We start from the raw sequence: 17,524 nt of genomic DNA on the forward strand, positions 1-17,524 counted from the left end.
CCCAGGCCGTCAAGCCTTGACCCAACGCTGACGGCTCCAACTGCTCAACGTATCGACGGTGAAGACCAGCAGCAACATCGCCAGGATCACCGTGCTGCCTTGCGCCTCCTGGAACAGGCTGAGGCTGACGTAGAGCATCTGGCCCAGGCCGCCGGCGCCGACGAACCCTAGAACGCTGGCCATGCGGATGTTGTTTTCCCAGCGGTACAAGGTGTAGGCCAACAGTTGCGGCATCAGGTTGGGCAGCGTGCCGTAGCAGAACGCCCAGAGGGCGCTGGCCCCTTGCAGGCGGAGGGCATCGGCGGGTTGCGACGGAGTGTTTTCCAAGGCTTCGGCAAACAATCGACCGAGCACGCCGACCGTGTGCAGGGCGAGCGCCAGCGTACCGGCGTTGGGGCCAAGCCCGGCGGCAAGCACCATCAGCGCGGCCCATACCAGCTCCGGCACCGCGCGCAAGGCGTTCAACAACAGGCGCGACACGCTCTGCAACGGCCAGCCAAGGCGCCCGGCGGCGGGCAGCGCCAAGGCCAAACCCAGCACTGCCGCGAGCAGTGTGCCAAGGGCGGACATGGCGATGGTTTCCAGCGCGCCATGGCCGATCGCCTTGAGGTAGGTCGGGCTCAGGTCAGGGGTCAGGAAACGCTGGGCATAAGCGGCCATTTGCTTGAGATTCGAGTTTTCGCCAAGGGCGTCCAGGTCGATACCCAGATAGACGAACGAGGCAACCACGGCCGCGCCGATGCACAGCAGCAACAGCGCGTTGAGCAGGCGACTCATGCCAACCTCCAGCGCAGCACGCGACTGAGCTGGTCGGCGAGCAGCACCAATATCAAGAAAGTCAGCAGCAGGCTGGCGACTTCACCGCCGGCGAACATGCGCAACGACAGGTCCATCTGTTGGCCCAGTCCACCAGCGCCGACGAAGCCCATCACCACCGAGGCGCGGATGGCGCATTCCCAGCGGTACACGGTGTACGACAGCAGCTCGGCGGCGACGTTGGGCAAGATGCCGTAGCAGAAGGCGGCGAGCCGACCGCTTCCGGCTTGCATCAGCGCGTGTGCGGGGCGCTGGTCAACCGACTCGAAGATTTCCGCGTAGACCTTGCCCAGCATGCCGCTGTAGGTGATGGCGATGGCCAATACCCCGGCGGTGGGGCCAAGACCGACGGCCCGGACGAAGAGCAACGCCCAGACAATCTCCGGCACGCTGCGCAGGAAGATGAGCAGGCCACGGACCGGCCAACGCAGCCACTGACCCCAAAGGCCAGGCCTGCCTGCGCGGTACGCGGCCGACAACGACAGCGCCCGGCTGGCGAACAGGCTCGCGGGCACCGCCAACAGCAGTGCCAAGGCCATGCCGGCGGTAGCGATGGCGAGCGTCTGCAGCGTGGCTTGCAGCAGCAATTCGACAAACGTTTCGTCATGGGCCGGCGGCCAGAACGCGGCGGCGAACCGGCCCATCTCGCTTTGGCTATCGCCGGCCAGCAGCACACCCAGGTCCAATTCGCTGAAATGGATACCCGGCCACAGCAGGGCAATGGCCAGCAGGCCAAGGAGCAGGCGAGGGAGGGCGGCGGGGTCCCGAGCGTCACGCGTCAGCATCGGGGAATCTGCACGCTCGACGGCGGCGGTGGGCTCGACAGCGACTCCAGTTGCTCATTGGCATAAAGTGCATCGAGCTGCTTGCGATCAACCGCTTCGGTCGGCAAGTCGAAGAGAATCTGGCCGTCACGCAAACCAATGATTCGCGAAAAATGCGCAAGCGCCAGGTCCACCGCATGCAGACTGGTCACCAGGGTGACCTGCTGCTCCCGGGCATGCTGGCAGAGCACCGAGAGCGTGTGCTCGGCGAGCACCGGGTCCATCGCCGATACCGGTTCATCCGCCAGCAACACCTCCGGCGCCTGGTAAAGCACGCGGGCGATGCCGACGCGTTGCAGCTGCCCGCCGGACAATTGCTGGCATTGCACGAACAGTTTTTCCCCCAGGTCCAGACGGGCCAAGGCTGCCCGAGCCCCGGGGATATCCAGCGGATGGAACAGGTTCAGCAGGCTTTTGCCGATTCCCCATTGCCCCAGCTTGCCGGCCAGTACTGCGGTGACCACACGTTGGCGCGGGGGCAGGGGAGGCGCTTGATGAATCAAGCCAATGCGTGCACGCAGGCGTTGGCGCTGGCGCGCCGACAGCTGCCAGGCCCGCTCGCCCAGCACTTCTACTTCACCGTGGCCTGGCCGCAGCGCGGTGGCAAGGACGTTGAGCAGGCTGGACTTGCCAGCGCCGGACGGGCCGATGATCGCGACCTGTTCCCCTGCGCGCAGGTGCAGGTCCACGCCGCGCAACGCCTGGGCGCCGTTGGCGTGGATGACGCTGGCCTGGGTCAAACGCAATGTCATTTGAGCAGGTCAGCGGCGCGTGCGGCTTCTTCGATGCCCTTGTAGTTCTCAGGCTTGGTTTCGATGAAGCGGCTGGCGGCTTGCAAATCAAGGATCTCCTTGTCCTTTGGGTTCGCCGGATCGAGCGCCAGGAACGCGGCCTTGATCTTCGCGGCCACCGCCGGGTCGAGGGTCCCGCGCACCGTCCAGTTGTAGTCGAAATACGCTGGGGTGGTGGCGAAGACCTTGACCTTGCTGGTGTCGACCTTGCCGGCGGCCACCAGTTTTTCCCAGACGCTGGCGTTGAGCACGCCGGCATCGACCTTGCCGGCCTGGACCCACGCCGCCGTCGCGTCATGGGCACCGGAGTAGGCCACGCGGCTGAAGTAGATTTCCGGCTTGATGCCATCCTGGAGCATGAAGTAACGCGGCATCAGGCTGCCGGAAGTAGACGAAACAGAGCCAAAGGCAAAGGTCTTGCCATTCAGGTCGCGCAGGGATTTGACGGCCGGGTTGGCACTGATGAATTTACTGGTGAACTGCGCGTCCTGCTCACGTTGCACCAATGGAATGGCGTTGCCGGTCTTCAGGCGAGCCTGGACGAAAGTAAAACCGCCCAGCCAGGCCATGTCGATGCGGTCGGTGGCCAATGCCTCGACCACCGCGGGGTAGTCGCTCACCGGTACGAACTCGACCTTCATGCCGATCTGCTGCTCCAGATAAGCACCCAGCGGCTTGAACTTGCGCAGCAATTCGGTCGGCGCTTCGTCGGGAATCGCGCTGACTTTCAGGGTGTCGGCGGCCTGCGCCAGGACAGAACTCAGGATCAGGGTGAAACCGACGGCCAAAGCCAGGGAACGCTTGAGCATGGAAATCTCCGGTGCGTGAAAGCAAAAAGGTTCAATCACCTGGCATTCTTGCCGGGCGCGTTGTGAGGGTAGACGAATGGGGGCGATTTTGATCGTTTCCGGTGATCAGGTAAATGGCTGTGTCGCTTGCTACATCCTGTTGCCTCAGAGCCAATAACGCAGGCCGAGCATGACCGATGGGGCTTCGTACTGTGGACCGAGCAGATCCATGTGCCGACCAGTGCGTGTCTTGTGTCCGTCGAAAATCCTGACTGTTCAAGTCCGCAGTCCTTGCAATGCTGCTCATTACAGTTGCTGTCCGGTTGCATGACGCTGTGACCGTTCATGCTCAGTGTGAACGTGCTGAGGTGGCGATCGTGGCTTCAAATCTGTCTGCCCACGCCCCAGGTAGCTCCATACGAAGGTTCACATAATGTATATTATGTTAAACAAGATGTTTACGTATCCGCTCCCTTCCTGTTGTCCACTTCCAGTAACCCCGCTTCTCGAAAATCAGAAGATTGACCCACATTCATAATCCACCTCTCGACATCGGCGCTCACTAACGGCTTGGACTGTTTCCGGCTCACACGCTCGCTACCAGAATTTTCCTAACGTCCAAGCGAGGGATGCCGGGCCGGAGCTTTGCAGCTGCGGCCCGGCTGATATCGACGGACACGTCGCCCAGGTTAAAGCACATTCTCCGTTGCAACCCGCCTGATCGCGGGGGCCGACCCGACATCTCTGACAGGGTTGCCGCCCGGCGCCTTCAGGTCCTTGGCAAACGTCCCATCCACCTCCCCCTTGAAAAAGTTCTTGCCGTAGATCAGCAAGCACAACACAACGCCAATTCCAAATGCCCAGCTCGCGCCTTTGATCGCGAGCACCGCGCCAATCACGCCCGCGATGCCCAGGTCACGCTGGCTTCGGGCTTCGAGAATGCCCAGGCGTACGCTAACGTACCCTTGGATCAGCAGCGTCAGTGACAAGGCGACACCGAGAATCGGCTGTACCAGCGTGACGACCGGCAACAACAGCAGACCGCTGTTGGTACCCCAGCGGAACGACCCGACGCCGCCAATGATCGACTTCATTGCCTTCGGTCCACCTTTGAAACGCTCGATCACGACCACCAGCATCGCGGCCCATTTTGGCCCGCACATGGCGACATCGGGACCAAAGATGCTCATGAACGCGTTGCGCGCGCCGAAGATCAGGTGAGCGCGATCGGCGTTGTAGTCGACGACTTCGTCGGTGCGCACGGTTTCTGCCTCATCAAGGAGCGATTTGGCGCTGAGCACGTCGCCGAACACGATGATGTAGGCCGCCAGCATGGTTGGCAACGCTGAGATGAACATGGAGACTGGCGGCATGCCCAGACCGAAGACGGTGTAGTCATTCCACAATCCGGCAAAGTCCGGTTGGCTGATTCCCCACTGAATCGTCGGCCATGGCGCCTCACCAAACAACGGTGCAATCACCACCGCCAGCAGGATGATCGGCAGGATGCCGAGCTTGGCGAAGTTCCACCAGAAGCGGTTGCGTTGCTTGAGCTCGTTGAAGTGCTGGGAAAAGATCAGGTAGAAGGCTATGCCCACCGCAATGGAGATGGTCCAGGGCAGTACATTGAATTTCCCGCCCACCTGGAACACCGCGATCACGGCACTCAAGCCAGCCCCGACGATGATGCCGGACTTGATTGCCGAGGGCACGAATTCCACAACCTTTTTCGCCATTCCAGTCGCCCCCAGGGCAATTGAAAATACGCCAAGCATCAGTTGGAAGGCTATCAAGGCATGGACACGCTCCGGGCCCATTGGGAACTGCGCGCAGTAAGCCATCAACAGAGGAACCGCCGGCGTGATCCAGCCAGGAACGGTCGGGTCACCGAGCAAATGGTGCGCCAGGTAAAGCAAGCCGTTGAGCATCACCACGGCAAGCGCGACTTCGAAAGGCATGCCCAGCAGTTCGGTCATCAGCGGGATCGCGGCCAGGTCCACGGCACACATCAACAAGCCTTGGAGGTAGTCTGGAAGTTCGATCTTGTAATGGAGAAACGGCAACCGGACCTTGAAAGGACCGAGCGGGATGTATGGACTTTCGCCCCGCTGCGCAGGAGTGTCAGACATTGGGTTCACCTGTGTTATTGGTCTTGTAGTGGCGGGCGCAGGCTCTGGGAAACCGGAGCCATGGCTTTATGGATCAGTAGGCGGCGCGATAGATCTTCTCGATATCGGCGGCCGTCAGCTTGCGCGGGTTGTTGCGCATCAAACGGTCGATCTTGCTGGCCTCCTCCGCCATCGCTGGGATGGCCTCCTCGGGCACGTTGAAACTGCGCAGCCCGGAGGGAATATCAACGCCAGCACACAGATCCGCCATGGCTTTCACAGCCTGGTCCGCAGCGTCCCTGTCGCTCAGGTTCGCGACGCGCACGTCCATGGCTTCGGCGATGTCACGGAAACGCTCGACGCAAGCTGTCTTGTTCCACTCCATTACGTACGGCAGCAGCAAGGCGTTGCTGACGCCATGGGCAATGTTGAACCGTCCGCCGAGCGGGTACGCCAGCGCATGCACCGCCCCTACCCCCGCGTTGCCAAACGCCATGCCGGCCATCAGGCTCGCAGTGGCCATGTCTTCCCGGGCTTGCAGGTTGGTTGGGTTGGCATAAGCCTTCGGCAGCGCCTTGCTGATCAACTTGATCGCACCGAGCGCGATGGCATCGGTGATTGGCGAAGCGTTGACTGAAAGATAGGACTCGACCGCATGCACCAGCGCATCGACGCCACTGGCCGCCGTCACACTGCGTGGGCAGGTCAACGTCATGGTCGGACTGACCAGCGCCACGTCCGGTAGCAGGTAGTCACTGACGATGCCTTTTTTCAGCTGTGCTTGCTTGTCGGAGAAAATCGCGACGTTGGTCACTTCCGAACCTGTGCCGGCAGTTGTCGGGATAGCAATCAAGGGCGGGCCCTTGCGTTTCACCAAATCGACACCGAACAGTTCCGTCAGCGGACCTGCATGACCGGCATACGCCGCGACGCCCTTGGCAATATCGATGGCACTGCCGCCACCCACCGCAATCAATCCGTCGTGTCCACCCTCGCGATAGGCGCGAGTGCACTCCTCCACGATGGCCACCTCAGGCTCCGGTTTGACCTGGTCGAAAACGCCGTAGTGGCGATCACCGAGTTGCGCCAGCGCCAGGTCCACAGTGCCGGAGTTCACCAGGACGGTGTCCGTGACGATCAGTGGGTTCTTGATTTCAAGGCGCGTCAGCTCAGCGCAAAGCTGCTCGATTGCGCCGGGTCCGGTGATTAATTTATTGGCGATTTTGAAAGAAGAAATGTTCATCGGGCTCGTCCAGTTGATGTTGTTTTATGGAAGACGTGCCAAATGGGACAGCGAAAGACGTGCCAATGCCCTGGAAGCCCCGTCCTACGGGACTTTGCGTGGATTATGGGCTTTTTTACCGGTGAGCTCCGATTAGTTTTCTGATCGTTTTACCCTACATTGATCAGAATCCTAATCAGACTGTTCCCAGCGTTTCATTTTCTGCACCACAGTCGCCTGGCTCACCCCTAACGCCTTGGCCGCAAGGCGCGTGGTCTTGTGCGCAAGCAGCGCGGCGCGAATCGCGCTGCGCTCGGCATTTTCCAATACCTTGCGCAGTGGCAGCCCCGCGTCATTGGTTTTCGACGGATTAAGGTTGAGGATCTCTTCCGGCATATCAAGCGCCTCGACAGTCCCGGTCTGATTGGTCACCACCAGCCGTTCGACGACATTGATCAACTCGCGAATGTTGCCGGGCCAGGCGTATTCGCACATCAAGTCGAGGGCATCCAGACTCCACTGGACCTGGCGTTCATAACGAACGTTGAATCGGTCGAGGTAGTAACGCAGGAGTGGCGCAATCTCCTCCCGACGTTCGCGCAGTGCCGGAATGTGAATCGGCACCACGTTGAGCCGGTAATACAAATCAGCCCGAAAATGCCCCTCCGCCACCCGCTGCTTGAGGTCATGGTGGGTGGCGCTGATGATGCGTACATCCACCTCCTTCAATTCCAGGCCGCCGACAGGAATGAAGCGGTTTTCTTCGATGACCTTGAGCAGCTTGACCTGCACCGGCAGCGGAAGATCACCAATCTCATCTAGAAACAACGTGCCGTGATGCGCCAGTTCCAGCAGGCCACGCTTGCCTTTGGGACCTGCGCCAGTGAACGCCCCAGGTGCATAGCCAAACAGCTCGGCTTCGATCAGATTCTCGGGCAGCGCGCCGCAGTTGAGCGCGAGGAAGGGTTCGCTGGCACGTGGGCTGGCGTTATGGATGAATTGCGCGACGAGGGTCTTCCCGACGCCGGTTTCGCCTTGAAGCAACACCTTCACCGAGCTGCTCGCAACCTGCCGGGCCAGCGAAAGGACGCGGCCGGAAACCTCCTGATCGGCCATGAGCGGAGAACGCAGCAGATTGTCCCGGTGCCCGGCATGAAGCTTGGCGGTGCTGTTGCGCAGTTGTTTGAGCTGTTGCAACTCATCGCGCTCGTGTTTCATGCGCAGCAGTTCAGTCATGTCGCGCACGGTGCTGACCACGTATGAGATTCGCTTTCCGGCGTCGAGAATTGGCGTGGCACTGACGAGCAACTTCTTGCCATGGCTCAGGCTCTGCATCACCGATACCGGCCGACCACCCTGTAGCACGCGCAATGTGGCCGATTGCGAGATGACGCCCTCCTTCACCAGCTCCTGCATGGATCGACCGACGAGATCCGCACCACTGAGCCCGGTCAGGCGCTCATAGGCTTGATTTACTTTTAGCGTATTGCCGTCGCCATCCGTGATGTAGACGCCGTCATGGAGAGCGTTGAGCAGTTCTTCGAAGCTGGCGTCATTGACGTTCACCGGGGAGGTTCCTTCAGGGGGAGCTGTCATATGCAGAGGGTACATTCTTGCAAAACCCCGCCTGCGAGAAAATCGCTTCCCTGGAACAAGCCCTGAAATGCGCGGGTCTTTCGGATTGCACGATTACACGGAACCGAAATCGCGTGTTGTTCCGATACTGAGCCAGCCTACTCCACCGCCTCAACCACCCCCTGATCCTCCCCCAGGAAACCGCCACTCTGGTGATGCCACAATCGCGCATAGGTCCCGTTCCTCCCGAGCAGCTCGGCGTGGGTGCCCTGCTCGATGATGCGGCCCTCATCCATGACGATGAGCCGGTCCATGGCCGCGATCGTCGACAGTCGATGGGCAATGGCGATCACGGTCTTGCCCTCCATCATTTCATCGAGGCTTTCCTGGATGGCGACCTCGACTTCTGAATCCAGTGCGCTGGTGGCTTCGTCAAGCAGCAGGATCGGGGCGTTCTTGAGCATCACCCGGGCAATGGCGATGCGTTGTCGCTGGCCTCCCGAAAGCTTGATCCCACGCTCCCCAACCAGGGTGTCGTAGCCGCAATGACCTTGCTTGTCACTCAGTTGGCTGATGAATCCATCGGCTTGAGCGCTGATCGCGGCGCTGCGGATCTGCGCGTCGGTTGCATCGGGGCGGCCATAGGCGATGTTGTCGCGGATGGAGCGGTGCAACAGCGACGTGTCCTGGGTGACCATGCCGATGGCACTGCGCAAGCTGTCTTGGGTGACGTGGGCGATATTCTGCCCATCGATCCGAATCTCGCCGCTGTCCACGTCGTAGAAACGCAGCAGCAGGTTGATCAGCGTGGATTTCCCGGCGCCGGAACGGCCTACCAGGCCGATCTTTTCGCCCGGGCGGATGCTCAGGCTCAGACCATCGAGCACCTGGCGTTCGCCGTTATAGTTGAAGCGCACCTTGTCGAAGGTCACCGCGCCGCCCGTGGTGACCAGCACGCCGGCGTCTGGCGCATCCTGCACCTTGGGGCCGCGGGTCAGGGTCGCCATGCCATCCTGCACCGTGCCGATGTTCTCGAACAGCGAGGTCATTTGCCACATGATCCAGTGCGACATGCCATTGATGCGCAACGCCATGGCGGTAATCGCCGCGACGGCACCGGTGCCGACTTCGCCTTGGTGCCATAGCCAAAGGGCATAACCGCCCGAGCCCATGATCAACCCGACCACCAAGGCCTGGTTGACGATCTCGAACTGGCTGACCAAGCGCATCTGGCGAAAGCCGGTTTGCTTGAAATCCTCCATGGCGGCGCGCGCAAAATGCGCTTCGCGCTTGGAGTGGGAGAACAGCTTTACCGTGGTGATGTTGGTGTAGGCGTCTGAAACTCGCCCGGTCATCGACGACCGCGCATTGGCCTGTTCCTGCCCTACTTTCTCCAGGCGCGGCACGAAGTAGCGCATGGCGACACCGAACAAGACCATCCAGGCAATGAAAGGCAGCATCAGTTTCAGGTCAAAACCGCCTGCCAGGGCGATGATCGCGATGAAGTACACGCCGATCCCGGGAACGATCTCGATGATGGTGAACAGCACCTCACGCACCGACAGCGCCGTCTGCATCACTTTGGTGGTGACCCGGCCGGAAAACTCATCCGAAAAGAACGACAGGCTTTGCCTCAGCATCAGCCGGTGAAAATCCCAGCGCAGGCGCAACGGCAAATTGATCGCTAGAATCTGGTGCTGCACCATCGTGCGCAACGCGACCAGCCCAACGCTGGCCACCAGGATGATGCCGATGCCCCACAGCACCCGACTCTCTTGCGCTGCCGCATCGCCGCCTGCCTGCCAGGTCGAGAGCAAGTCCACGACCTGACCGAGGAAAGAAAACAGCCAGGCTTCGTAGATCGACACACCGGCACTGAGCAGCGCGAATGCGAGAATGTAACCGCGTGCGCCTCGCGTGCAAGCCCACAGGAACCGCGCCAGACCGTCGGGTGGCGGGGGGACTTCATCGGGTGGGAAAGGGTCTAGCCGTTGTTCAAATAGGCGAAGCATGGTGATTTCCAAAACGATCTGACGCATAGATAGTCGCATTTAAAGGATGCGTTGAGGGTTTTGGACGCGCAGACAGTGCCGTTTGCTCAGAATTTTTACCCGCGGAGGGCCGGAATTTCTCCGGCTCCCGCTGAAATACGAAAAATGAAGAAAAACGCCATGCCCTTGGACGAGTTCCTGCATGACGTTCTTGAATTGCTCGAAATCGACTCCACAGGAACTTGTCGTCGAGCGCGCCAAGCCATTACGGTTTGCCGAATCCAACGGCCCACATGACGAGATTCTAAGTTTGCTGGCCGGATACAGGCCGGCGCAGGAATGATGAGACTTGCAGACTGTCCACAAGCGAGGTGATTGAAATGAAAATCGGAATTATCGGCGCAGGCAACATTGGGGTGACCCTTGCCCGCAAACTCGCGGCGTGCGGGCATGACGTCAAACTGGCGAACTCAAAAGACCCTCAAAGCCTCCAGAAACTTGCCAGCGAAATCGGCGTGCATGCCGTGACCAAGGACGATGCGGTGTCCGGCGTGGACGCTGTAATCCTGTCGATTCCATTTGCTAGATACCCTGACCTCAAGCAGACGTTGAGCAATGCTTCCCCGAAGACCGTCGTCATCGATACTTCCAATTACTATCCGGGTCGCGACGGGGCAATCAAGGAAGTTGAGGACGGCAAGCCCGAGAGCGTCTGGGTGAGCGAACAGCTTGGTCGCCCGGTGGTCAAGGCATGGAATGCCCTGCTCGCCGCCACGCTTGCCGACAAAGGCCAGCCGGCGGAAGCTTCAACGCCCATCGCGATACCCGTGGCTGGGAACGATGCCGCCGCTGTGGCGCTAGCGCAGGATCTTGTCGAGCAGACAGGCTTTACCGCTTTTGCCGCCGGTAGCCTCGAAGCCTCATGGCGTCAGCAGCCAGGCACACCGGCTTACTGCACCGAGTTGACACTGCCGGAGCTGGAAATGGCGCTGGACGCGGCTGAAAAGGCACGGGCACCGGAGAACCGCGACGCACTGATCGCCAGGTTCATGGATCCCGGCAGTCAGCTTACCCATGAGCAGATTGTGGCCCTGAATCGCACGATGACAGCCTGACTTGCTAGCCGGTCGTAACCCGGCGCAACGGAGCCCGCTGGACCGGCCTCTGCTGCCAATCAAGCTGCGCCTGGACCATGGCCACCGCATCCAGCACCTTCTGCGCCCAGCCTTCATCCTCCGGATGCACCACGACAACGCGAAACCCGTGGTCATCCCCTTCAATCTGCACACCCTCGGAATCATCGACGTGCAAGTCGATATCGAACGCCGGCGGGTACTTGGAGGGTGAGTTGGACAGCCCATGTGTCGTCAAGGCGCGGTTGTGCAGCACGCTGTTGACGACACCGTCGACGCGGATGCCGTACAGCAGCAGCCAACGCCTGATGTAGGACGGCGTGCGCCCAGATGATGTGTAGACCCAGATACTGCAACCCTGGCGACGCAGCTCCCGGATCAGCGAGCGCGTACCCATGCGCAGCGGCTCTCCCAGCCAGCGGTGAACACAGGCCGGCAACCGGCTTCGCTCGACATCGCAGTGGTGGAGTTGGCAGGCGAGCGTGTCGTCGATGTCGAACGAAATGCGTATGCGCTGGCGTTGGAGCAGCCGCGTCGGATTGACGCTACGGATAGCCTGCCCTACCCGGCCACCTAAGGTTTTGCATCCGGCGAGCACAAGAGCCCTGCTCATCAGTGACGGCCCTGTGAGACGGGCAAGGATTTGCCCTCGAGGAAAAATTTCATTGGATCCGGTGCCTGTTCTTCGAGGAACGCTGCGTATTTCTTCTTGATCTTGGGCAATTCATACAAAGCCTTGACGCCATGCTTGGCGGAGTTGCGTATGACCGAGGACGGATTGAAGTAGCCCTCGGCGTTTTCCAAAGACAGCACAAAAGGAGGAAGCCCCGCGCGCATGAGCAGATAGCTGACGATGAGCGACCCACTGCGGTTGTTGCCCTCGATGAACAACTGCGGCTTGCTGAGAATGCGTACATAGACGCCGGCCGCACGCTTCCACACCGACTCACTGCGATAGGCGCAATACCAGTTGTACAAATCCTTGATGCCGCCCTCAACGTTGTTGAAGAAATGCGCCTCGGTCGCCGCCAGGTGCTGGGCGTATTCCAGCCGGCGTACGGGGTCTCGGCCACACAGCACCGTGGCGTTGATCTCGAGCATCAGGTTCAGTTGCTGGAGATCGAACAGGTCGACGCCGCGGGCCACATAGTCGTCAATCAGCCCATAGCCTTCAAGCACATTTTGCAGCACTTCATCCGTCAGGGGGTCCCGCGGCTCCGTGAAGTGCCGGCTCAGCGCGGCGAAGCTCTTTTGCACTTCGCGCAGTGCGCGCTCAATCGCAGGCAAATCAAGGCGATGCGTAGCAGGCATTGGTGCTCCTTGGAAACGCTTGGTAAATGTCTACCGGATGCCCGCCAAATCCATTTGGCTTCTGCAGGGATGCGGCCTCGACCGAGGATGTCGCTCAGCTGAACTTGCCGCTGATGTAATCGCCGGTCATCTGTTCACGGGGGTTATCGAAAATCTGCGTCGTCGGGCCCATTTCCACCAGATAGCCGGTGCGTGTGCCCTGGGAAATGTCCACCGAGAAAAACGCTGTGGTGTCAGCAACGCGGATGGCTTGCTGCATGTTGTGAGTCACCAGCGCGATGGTGTAGTCCTTTTTCAACTCGACCATCAGTTCCTCGACCCGCCGGGTAGCGATCGGGTCGAGCGCCGAACAGGGTTCATCCAGCAGCAACACTTCCGGCTCGGTGGCGATGGCGCGGGCAATGCACAGCCGTTGTTGCTGGCCACCGGAGAGCGACAGGCCGCTGACCTTGAGCTTGTCCTTGACCTCGTCCCACAGCGCCGCGCCTTGCAGCGCATGCTTGACCCGGTCGCCAATGTCACCTTTATAGCGATTGAGGCGCAGGCCGAACGCGACGTTGTCGAAGATGCTCATCGAGAACGGGTTCGGCTGTTGGAACACCATGCCGATATAACGGCGCACCACCACCGGGTCGACACCCTTGCCGTAGACGTCCTGGCCAAGAAAATGCACGTGGCCCTCGAAGCGGAACCCCTTCACCAGATCGTTCATCCGGTTGAGGCTGCGCAGCACGGTGCTCTTGCCGCAGCCGGATGGGCCGATGAAGCCGGTGATCTTGTTTTTCTCGATCGGTACGTGGCTGTCACGCACCGCCATGAAGTTGCCATAGAAAATCTTGTCCAGTTTGCAGTCCATGACTACAGGCGCCTGGGTGACAAACGGAGCGGCTATTTGCGCAGTGGATACGTTCAAGATCAGATGCTCCCGTTCTCAATACTTGGGCTTGCCGAAAATACGGCTGATGATGTTCACGACCAGCACGATCATCACCAGCACCAACGAGGCCGCCCAGGCGAGCTCCAGTTGGTTGTCGAAAGGCATGCCGGAAAAGTTGTAGATCAGCACGGCAAGCGATGCCGTCGGATTCATGACCTCTAGGTTGCCTTGGTGGTAGATCCAGTAGTTGCTGAACAGCGCGGTAAACAGCAACGGCGCGGTTTCGCCGGCGGCGCGCGCTACCGCCAGCATCACGCCGGTGAGGATCGCGGGCATGCCGGTGGGCAAGATGATTTTCCAGATCACCTGCGAGCGGGTGCAGCCCATGCCATAGGCGGCGTCCTTCATGATCTTGGGCACCATCCGCATCGACTCTTCCGCCGTCAGCACGACGATAGGCAGCATCAGCACCGCCAGCGCCACGCCACCGGCCGGTGCCGAATACGTGCCGGTGGTCATCACCACCAGGGCATAAGCGAAGACACCGGCAAGAATCGATGGCAGACCCGTGAGCATCTTGGCCGCAAAACGCGCGGCGTTTGCCAGTTTGCTGTCCGGCCCCAGCTCTGCGAGGAAGATCGCTGCCATGATGCCGACGGGCACCGCGATGGCCGCCGCGATACCCACCATTACGAAGGTGCCTGCCATGGCGTTGCCGAAGCCGCCGCCCATCTCGAAGCCTGTCGGCGGCAGCTCGGTGAACACTTCCAGGTTCAAGCGCGCACCGCCGCGGGTGATCAGCATGTACAGCACCGAAATCAGCGGTACGCTTGCCAGCAGTGCCCCCGCCCAGACCAGGGTGGTCAAGATCAGGCTGCGCAGGGCCCGGCCCTCGAACCTGCGTTGCAGGCTGGGCATCGCGCCCGCTGGAGCCGTCAAATCTGTTGCAGCAGTGAGATCAGTCATCACTTGTTACCCCGTTGGGCGTACATCATGATCATCGAACCGATGATGTTCACCAGCAGCGTGATGAACATCAACACCAGTGCGGCATACATCAACACCTCGATCTCGTTCGGCCCGGCCTCGGGGAAGTTCAGCGCCAACAGCGCCGCGAGGGTATTGGCCGGTGCGAACAGCGAGAGCGAAAGCGTGTTGGCGTTACCGACCAGCATGGCCAGCGCCATCGTTTCACCCAGCGCCCGGCCCAAGCCAAGGACCAGCGAGCCGAAGATGCCGGTGGCGGCAGACGGCACCATCACCTTGAGAATCGCTTCCCAGTGGGTGGTGCCCATGCCGTAGGCGGCCTGCTTGGTTTTCATCGGTACGGCCGTGAGCGCATCCTGGGAAACGGCGGCAATGGTTGGCAGGATCATGATGGCCAGCACCAGCGCCGCAGGGAGCAGCCCCGGCCCGCTCAAGGAAGTGCCGAAGAACGGGATCCAGCCCAGTTCGCTGTTCAACCAAGTCGTCAGCGGACGGATCGCAGGGATGACCACGTAGATGCCCCATAGGCCGTAGACGACGCTGGGGATAGCCGCGAGCAGTTCGACGATGGTGCGAAAAATGGCGGCGAGCTTGGGGGGCAGAAAGTCCTGGGTCAGGAAAATCGCCATGCTGACGCCGAAGAAACCTGCAATGAGCAATGCGATCAAGGCGCTGTAGAGCGTGCCCCAGATCGCCGGCAGGATGCCGTATTTACCTTGGTTAACGTCCCAGACAGTGCCGAAAAGCACATCCGTGCCATGCTTCTCCATGCCCGGAAGCGCCTTGCGCCCCACCTCGAACACCAGCGCAAATACCAGCGCCAGGATCAGAACCACCCCGATGCGTGCAAGCGCACGGAAGGTGCGATCAACCAGGAAGTCCTTCGCCGATGGTGGTTGGCAGGCAGAGTCCGGATTAACCGGTACGACAAAAGGTTTGTTCATTGGCTAAGTCCGAACAAGGGAAAAGCTCTCCCGGCGCGGCTGATCGCGCACGCACCGGGAGAGGTCTCATGCATCACTGAATGTTGGCGGACGCTTTGCGAACCTGCTCGACGACGGAGGCCGGCAGTGGGATGTAACCCATCGAGTCGGCAATCTTCTGGCCTTCGGTCAGGCTGTATTCGACCATTTCACGCATGGCCTTGGCCTTGGCCGGATTGCCGTTGTCCTTGCGGAAAATCATCCAGGTGTAGGACGTGATCGGGTAGGACTTGGCACCGTCCGGATCAGGCAGCCACGACACCAGGCTTTGCGGCATCTTCACCGCAGCCAAGGCCTCGGCACCGCTTTCGGCGTTCGGCACGACGTACTGGCCGGCCTTGTTCTGCAACTGGGCAAAGTCGACCTTGGCGAGTTTGGCGAAGCCGTATTCGATGTAGCCAATCGCACCCGGGGTCTGGCGCACGGTGGCCGTCACACCATCGTTCTTGGGCGACTTGATGAACTTGTCGCTGGCCGGCCAGTTGACCGTATTGCCCTCGCCCAGCGCCTGCTTGAACTCAGGGTTGATGGTCGCCAAATGCTTGGTAAACACCGCAGTCGTACCGCTGGAATCCGCACGCACAACGACGGTGATCGGCGTATCGGACAGTTTCAGGTCCGGGTTGGCGGCGACGATCTGGGGGTCGTTCCAACGGGTGATCTTGCCCAGGAAAATGTTGGAGTATACGTCCCTTGGCAGCTTCAGGCCCTTGGGATTGCCCGGCAGGTTATAGGCCAGGACGATTTCACCGGCCGTCATCGGCAGCAACTGCACGCCTTCGGCGACCTTGGCGATGTCTTCGTCTTTCATGGCCGAGTCGCTGGCGGCGAAATCGACGGTCTTGTTCAGGAAATCCTGAACCCCGGCGCCGCTGCCCTTGGATTGGTAATCCACGGTGACACCGTCGGACTTCTTGCTGAAATCCTTGAACCAGGTGAGGTAGATCGGCGCGGGGAAACTGGCGCCAGAGCCCGTCAGGCGGACGCTCTCTGCGGCGAAGGATGCCGAGCTGGCACAAAGAGAAACCGTAACGGCAAGCGCAGCAGACTTCATCAAACTTTTCATTAAAGGAAACTCCTTGTGATGACGGGCTGAGGAACTCTGCAACAGAGTTGTTACGTTTTTATGAAGATCGAATGGCAACGTCGCTTTTTTCCACCTGACATGTTCCTGTCAGCGGCCTGTCACCCTGACGTCAGTTCCCTGCGCCTAAGGTAGGCCTTGATCTCTCTGAGGTGGTTGCGCGAGCAACAGGCCCAGTGGGACGTCGTTTTTTGCTGGCCTCATGCATCAGCGGAAGGAGAAACGCTAATGAGCCATCCCGATGGGCACGACAGCACGCTCGATCAATTGACCTGGCGGGCGACCCTTGACCGCAATCTGGACAAGAAAGACCTGTTGCTTCACATGCTCGCCGAACAGCAGTTCGTGGTCGCGCAGCTGCGAGCCCGCAATATGGATCATCGGGACTATCTGCTCGCGGTGATTGATTCAGCATCGGCCGTGAGCGAAGGCGCAGGCCAACCCTCCCCCTTCGATGCCCATCGAATGCGTCGCGTCATTACCGAGGCGGCCGCGAGGGGCCATTGGGGCAAGGCAGGCGAACGTGGCCGGAGTCAGGGGATCGCCGCTCATTACGATGCCCAGGGCTGCGCCGCGATCGTCGTCGATATCGAGATGAGCGATGAGCGCCGCTTGATTGTTCATCACGCGGTCGTAGTGGCGGACCTGGGTTATGTAGAGAGCCCAGGCCGTGTGCGCTCGCAGCTTGAAGGCGCCTGGCTGATGGGCGTGGCTCTGGTGACGTCTTGTGATATCGGGCCCGCGATGGGCAATCGTTGCGCGATACTGGCCAACCGTGCGAGTTGGCCACTGGTTCCATGGTTGCCAGGCGAAATCGCCGTGCACCTGATCAACCCAACGGGTGCTGTCAATGTCGGGCAGCCCAGTCAGGTGAGCTACGTACCGGTCGTCCGGGCCCTTTGCAGCGCAATTTGCCAGGGCCCGGACAACCGAGCCAGCGACGCGCGGCTCAGCAGCCAGGTGCTCGAAAAGGCCGGCGAACGTTGAGCCGTTGCCTGGGGCAAGAATCCGCCTTGCGTCGAGGTTTTGCCAGG

The 17,524-nt window shown here is 60.5% G+C and carries 16 protein-coding genes; 2 read left to right on the forward strand and 14 right to left on the reverse strand.

Going from position 1 to position 17,524, the window contains the following annotated elements; genetic code table 11:
• Positions 1–9: 9 nt before the first annotated feature.
• The 8 genes from phnE to J3P76_RS12850 form a co-directional block, all read right to left on the reverse strand.
• Positions 10–777, reverse strand: a complete 768-nt coding sequence (phnE, locus tag J3P76_RS12815; protein WP_434700802.1) for a phosphonate ABC transporter, permease protein PhnE — start codon at positions 775–777, stop codon at positions 10–12.
• Positions 774–1,601 (reverse strand): PhnE/PtxC family ABC transporter permease, encoded by an 828-nt coding sequence (locus tag J3P76_RS12820; protein WP_434700803.1) that lies wholly within the window; start codon positions 1,599–1,601, stop codon positions 774–776. Before J3P76_RS12820 ends, phnE begins: the two co-directional genes overlap by 4 nt.
• The gene (locus J3P76_RS12825) at positions 1,595–2,392 is read right to left on the reverse strand and encodes a phosphonate ABC transporter ATP-binding protein (RefSeq protein ID WP_420763956.1); all 798 of its coding nucleotides are present in this window, start codon (positions 2,390–2,392) and stop codon (positions 1,595–1,597) included. The genes J3P76_RS12820 and J3P76_RS12825 overlap by 7 nt, the downstream gene beginning before the upstream one ends.
• Positions 2,389–3,240, reverse strand: a complete 852-nt coding sequence (locus tag J3P76_RS12830; RefSeq protein WP_434700804.1) for a putative selenate ABC transporter substrate-binding protein — start codon at positions 3,238–3,240, stop codon at positions 2,389–2,391. The genes J3P76_RS12825 and J3P76_RS12830 overlap by 4 nt, the downstream gene beginning before the upstream one ends.
• Positions 3,241–3,908: 668 nt before the next feature.
• Positions 3,909–5,348 carry a hypothetical protein gene (locus tag J3P76_RS12835; RefSeq protein WP_434611437.1) on the reverse strand — a complete coding sequence of 480 codons (1,440 nt, stop codon included), beginning with the start codon at positions 5,346–5,348 and terminating at the stop codon, positions 3,909–3,911.
• Positions 5,349–5,421: 73 nt separating this feature from the next.
• On the reverse strand, positions 5,422–6,570 hold the full coding sequence (locus tag J3P76_RS12840) for an iron-containing alcohol dehydrogenase (protein ID WP_434564043.1): 1,149 nt from the start codon (positions 6,568–6,570) through the stop codon (positions 5,422–5,424).
• A 171-nt stretch (positions 6,571–6,741) separates the two neighbouring features.
• The gene (locus J3P76_RS12845) at positions 6,742–8,115 is read right to left on the reverse strand and encodes a sigma-54 interaction domain-containing protein (RefSeq protein ID WP_434700805.1); all 1,374 of its coding nucleotides are present in this window, start codon (positions 8,113–8,115) and stop codon (positions 6,742–6,744) included.
• 167 nt (positions 8,116–8,282) lie between these two features.
• Positions 8,283–10,136: an ABC transporter ATP-binding protein gene (locus tag J3P76_RS12850; protein WP_434700806.1), complete on the reverse strand. Its 1,854-nt coding sequence runs from the start codon at positions 10,134–10,136 to the stop codon at positions 8,283–8,285.
• 359 nt (positions 10,137–10,495) lie between these two features.
• Between J3P76_RS12850 and J3P76_RS12855 the strand changes: the two genes are divergently transcribed.
• On the forward strand, positions 10,496–11,230 hold the full coding sequence (locus tag J3P76_RS12855) for an NADPH-dependent F420 reductase (protein ID WP_434611432.1): 735 nt from the start codon (positions 10,496–10,498) through the stop codon (positions 11,228–11,230).
• Between the two features lie 4 nt (positions 11,231–11,234).
• Here the strand turns inward: J3P76_RS12855 and J3P76_RS12860 are convergent, their stop codons facing one another.
• The 6 genes from J3P76_RS12860 to pstS form a co-directional block, all read right to left on the reverse strand.
• Positions 11,235–11,861, reverse strand: a complete 627-nt coding sequence (locus J3P76_RS12860) for a hypothetical protein (protein WP_434611430.1) — start codon at positions 11,859–11,861, stop codon at positions 11,235–11,237.
• A complete protein-coding gene (locus J3P76_RS12865; protein WP_420763963.1) occupies positions 11,861–12,559 on the reverse strand; it encodes a hypothetical protein in 699 nt (232 codons plus the stop codon). The genes J3P76_RS12860 and J3P76_RS12865 overlap by 1 nt, the downstream gene beginning before the upstream one ends.
• Positions 12,560–12,653: 94 nt before the next feature.
• Positions 12,654–13,415, reverse strand: a complete 762-nt coding sequence (gene pstB / locus J3P76_RS12870) for a phosphate ABC transporter ATP-binding protein PstB (RefSeq protein WP_025214260.1) — start codon at positions 13,413–13,415, stop codon at positions 12,654–12,656.
• Positions 13,416–13,490: 75 nt separating this feature from the next.
• Positions 13,491–14,402: a phosphate ABC transporter permease PstA gene (gene pstA, locus J3P76_RS12875; RefSeq protein WP_039588462.1), complete on the reverse strand. Its 912-nt coding sequence runs from the start codon at positions 14,400–14,402 to the stop codon at positions 13,491–13,493.
• A complete protein-coding gene (gene pstC, locus J3P76_RS12880) occupies positions 14,402–15,367 on the reverse strand; it encodes a phosphate ABC transporter permease subunit PstC (RefSeq protein WP_420763964.1) in 966 nt (321 codons plus the stop codon). Before pstC ends, pstA begins: the two co-directional genes overlap by 1 nt.
• 73 nt (positions 15,368–15,440) lie before the next feature.
• Positions 15,441–16,472, reverse strand: coding sequence for a phosphate ABC transporter substrate-binding protein PstS (pstS, locus tag J3P76_RS12885; protein ID WP_420763965.1), 1,032 nt, complete (start codon positions 16,470–16,472; stop codon positions 15,441–15,443).
• Between the two features lie 246 nt (positions 16,473–16,718).
• On the opposite strand from pstS, the gene J3P76_RS12890 reads away from it, so the two are divergent.
• A complete protein-coding gene (locus J3P76_RS12890; protein ID WP_434611428.1) occupies positions 16,719–17,477 on the forward strand; it encodes a hypothetical protein in 759 nt (252 codons plus the stop codon).
• Positions 17,478–17,524 lie beyond the last annotated feature (47 nt).

It is taken from the genome of Pseudomonas sp. D1-36 (genome assembly GCF_051132205.1).
Taxonomy (GTDB): Bacteria; Pseudomonadota; Gammaproteobacteria; order Pseudomonadales; family Pseudomonadaceae; genus Aquipseudomonas.

Excerpts from the sequence above, each read along its gene's own strand:
- pstA (WP_039588462.1), bottom strand. The coding sequence starts at position 14,402 with ATGACTGATCTCACTGCTGCAACAGATTTGACGGCTCCAGCGGGCGCG.
- pstC (WP_420763964.1), bottom strand. The coding sequence starts at position 15,367 with ATGAACAAACCTTTTGTCGTACCGGTTAATCCGGACTCTGCCTGCCAA.
- phnE (WP_434700802.1), bottom strand. The coding sequence starts at position 777 with ATGAGTCGCCTGCTCAACGCGCTGTTGCTGCTGTGCATCGGCGCGGCC.
- J3P76_RS12860 (WP_434611430.1), bottom strand. The coding sequence starts at position 11,861 with ATGAGCAGGGCTCTTGTGCTCGCCGGATGCAAAACCTTAGGTGGCCGG.
- J3P76_RS12830 (WP_434700804.1), bottom strand. The coding sequence starts at position 3,240 with ATGCTCAAGCGTTCCCTGGCTTTGGCCGTCGGTTTCACCCTGATCCTG.
- pstS (WP_420763965.1), bottom strand. The coding sequence starts at position 16,472 with ATGAAAAGTTTGATGAAGTCTGCTGCGCTTGCCGTTACGGTTTCTCTT.
- pstB (WP_025214260.1), bottom strand. The coding sequence starts at position 13,415 with ATGGACTGCAAACTGGACAAGATTTTCTATGGCAACTTCATGGCGGTG.
- J3P76_RS12825 (WP_420763956.1), bottom strand. The coding sequence starts at position 2,392 with ATGACATTGCGTTTGACCCAGGCCAGCGTCATCCACGCCAACGGCGCC.
- J3P76_RS12855 (WP_434611432.1), top strand. The coding sequence starts at position 10,496 with ATGAAAATCGGAATTATCGGCGCAGGCAACATTGGGGTGACCCTTGCC.
- J3P76_RS12835 (WP_434611437.1), bottom strand. The coding sequence starts at position 5,348 with ATGTCTGACACTCCTGCGCAGCGGGGCGAAAGTCCATACATCCCGCTC.
- J3P76_RS12840 (WP_434564043.1), bottom strand. The coding sequence starts at position 6,570 with ATGAACATTTCTTCTTTCAAAATCGCCAATAAATTAATCACCGGACCC.
- J3P76_RS12820 (WP_434700803.1), bottom strand. The coding sequence starts at position 1,601 with ATGCTGACGCGTGACGCTCGGGACCCCGCCGCCCTCCCTCGCCTGCTC.
- J3P76_RS12890 (WP_434611428.1), top strand. The coding sequence starts at position 16,719 with ATGAGCCATCCCGATGGGCACGACAGCACGCTCGATCAATTGACCTGG.
- J3P76_RS12850 (WP_434700806.1), bottom strand. The coding sequence starts at position 10,136 with ATGCTTCGCCTATTTGAACAACGGCTAGACCCTTTCCCACCCGATGAA.
- J3P76_RS12865 (WP_420763963.1), bottom strand. The coding sequence starts at position 12,559 with ATGCCTGCTACGCATCGCCTTGATTTGCCTGCGATTGAGCGCGCACTG.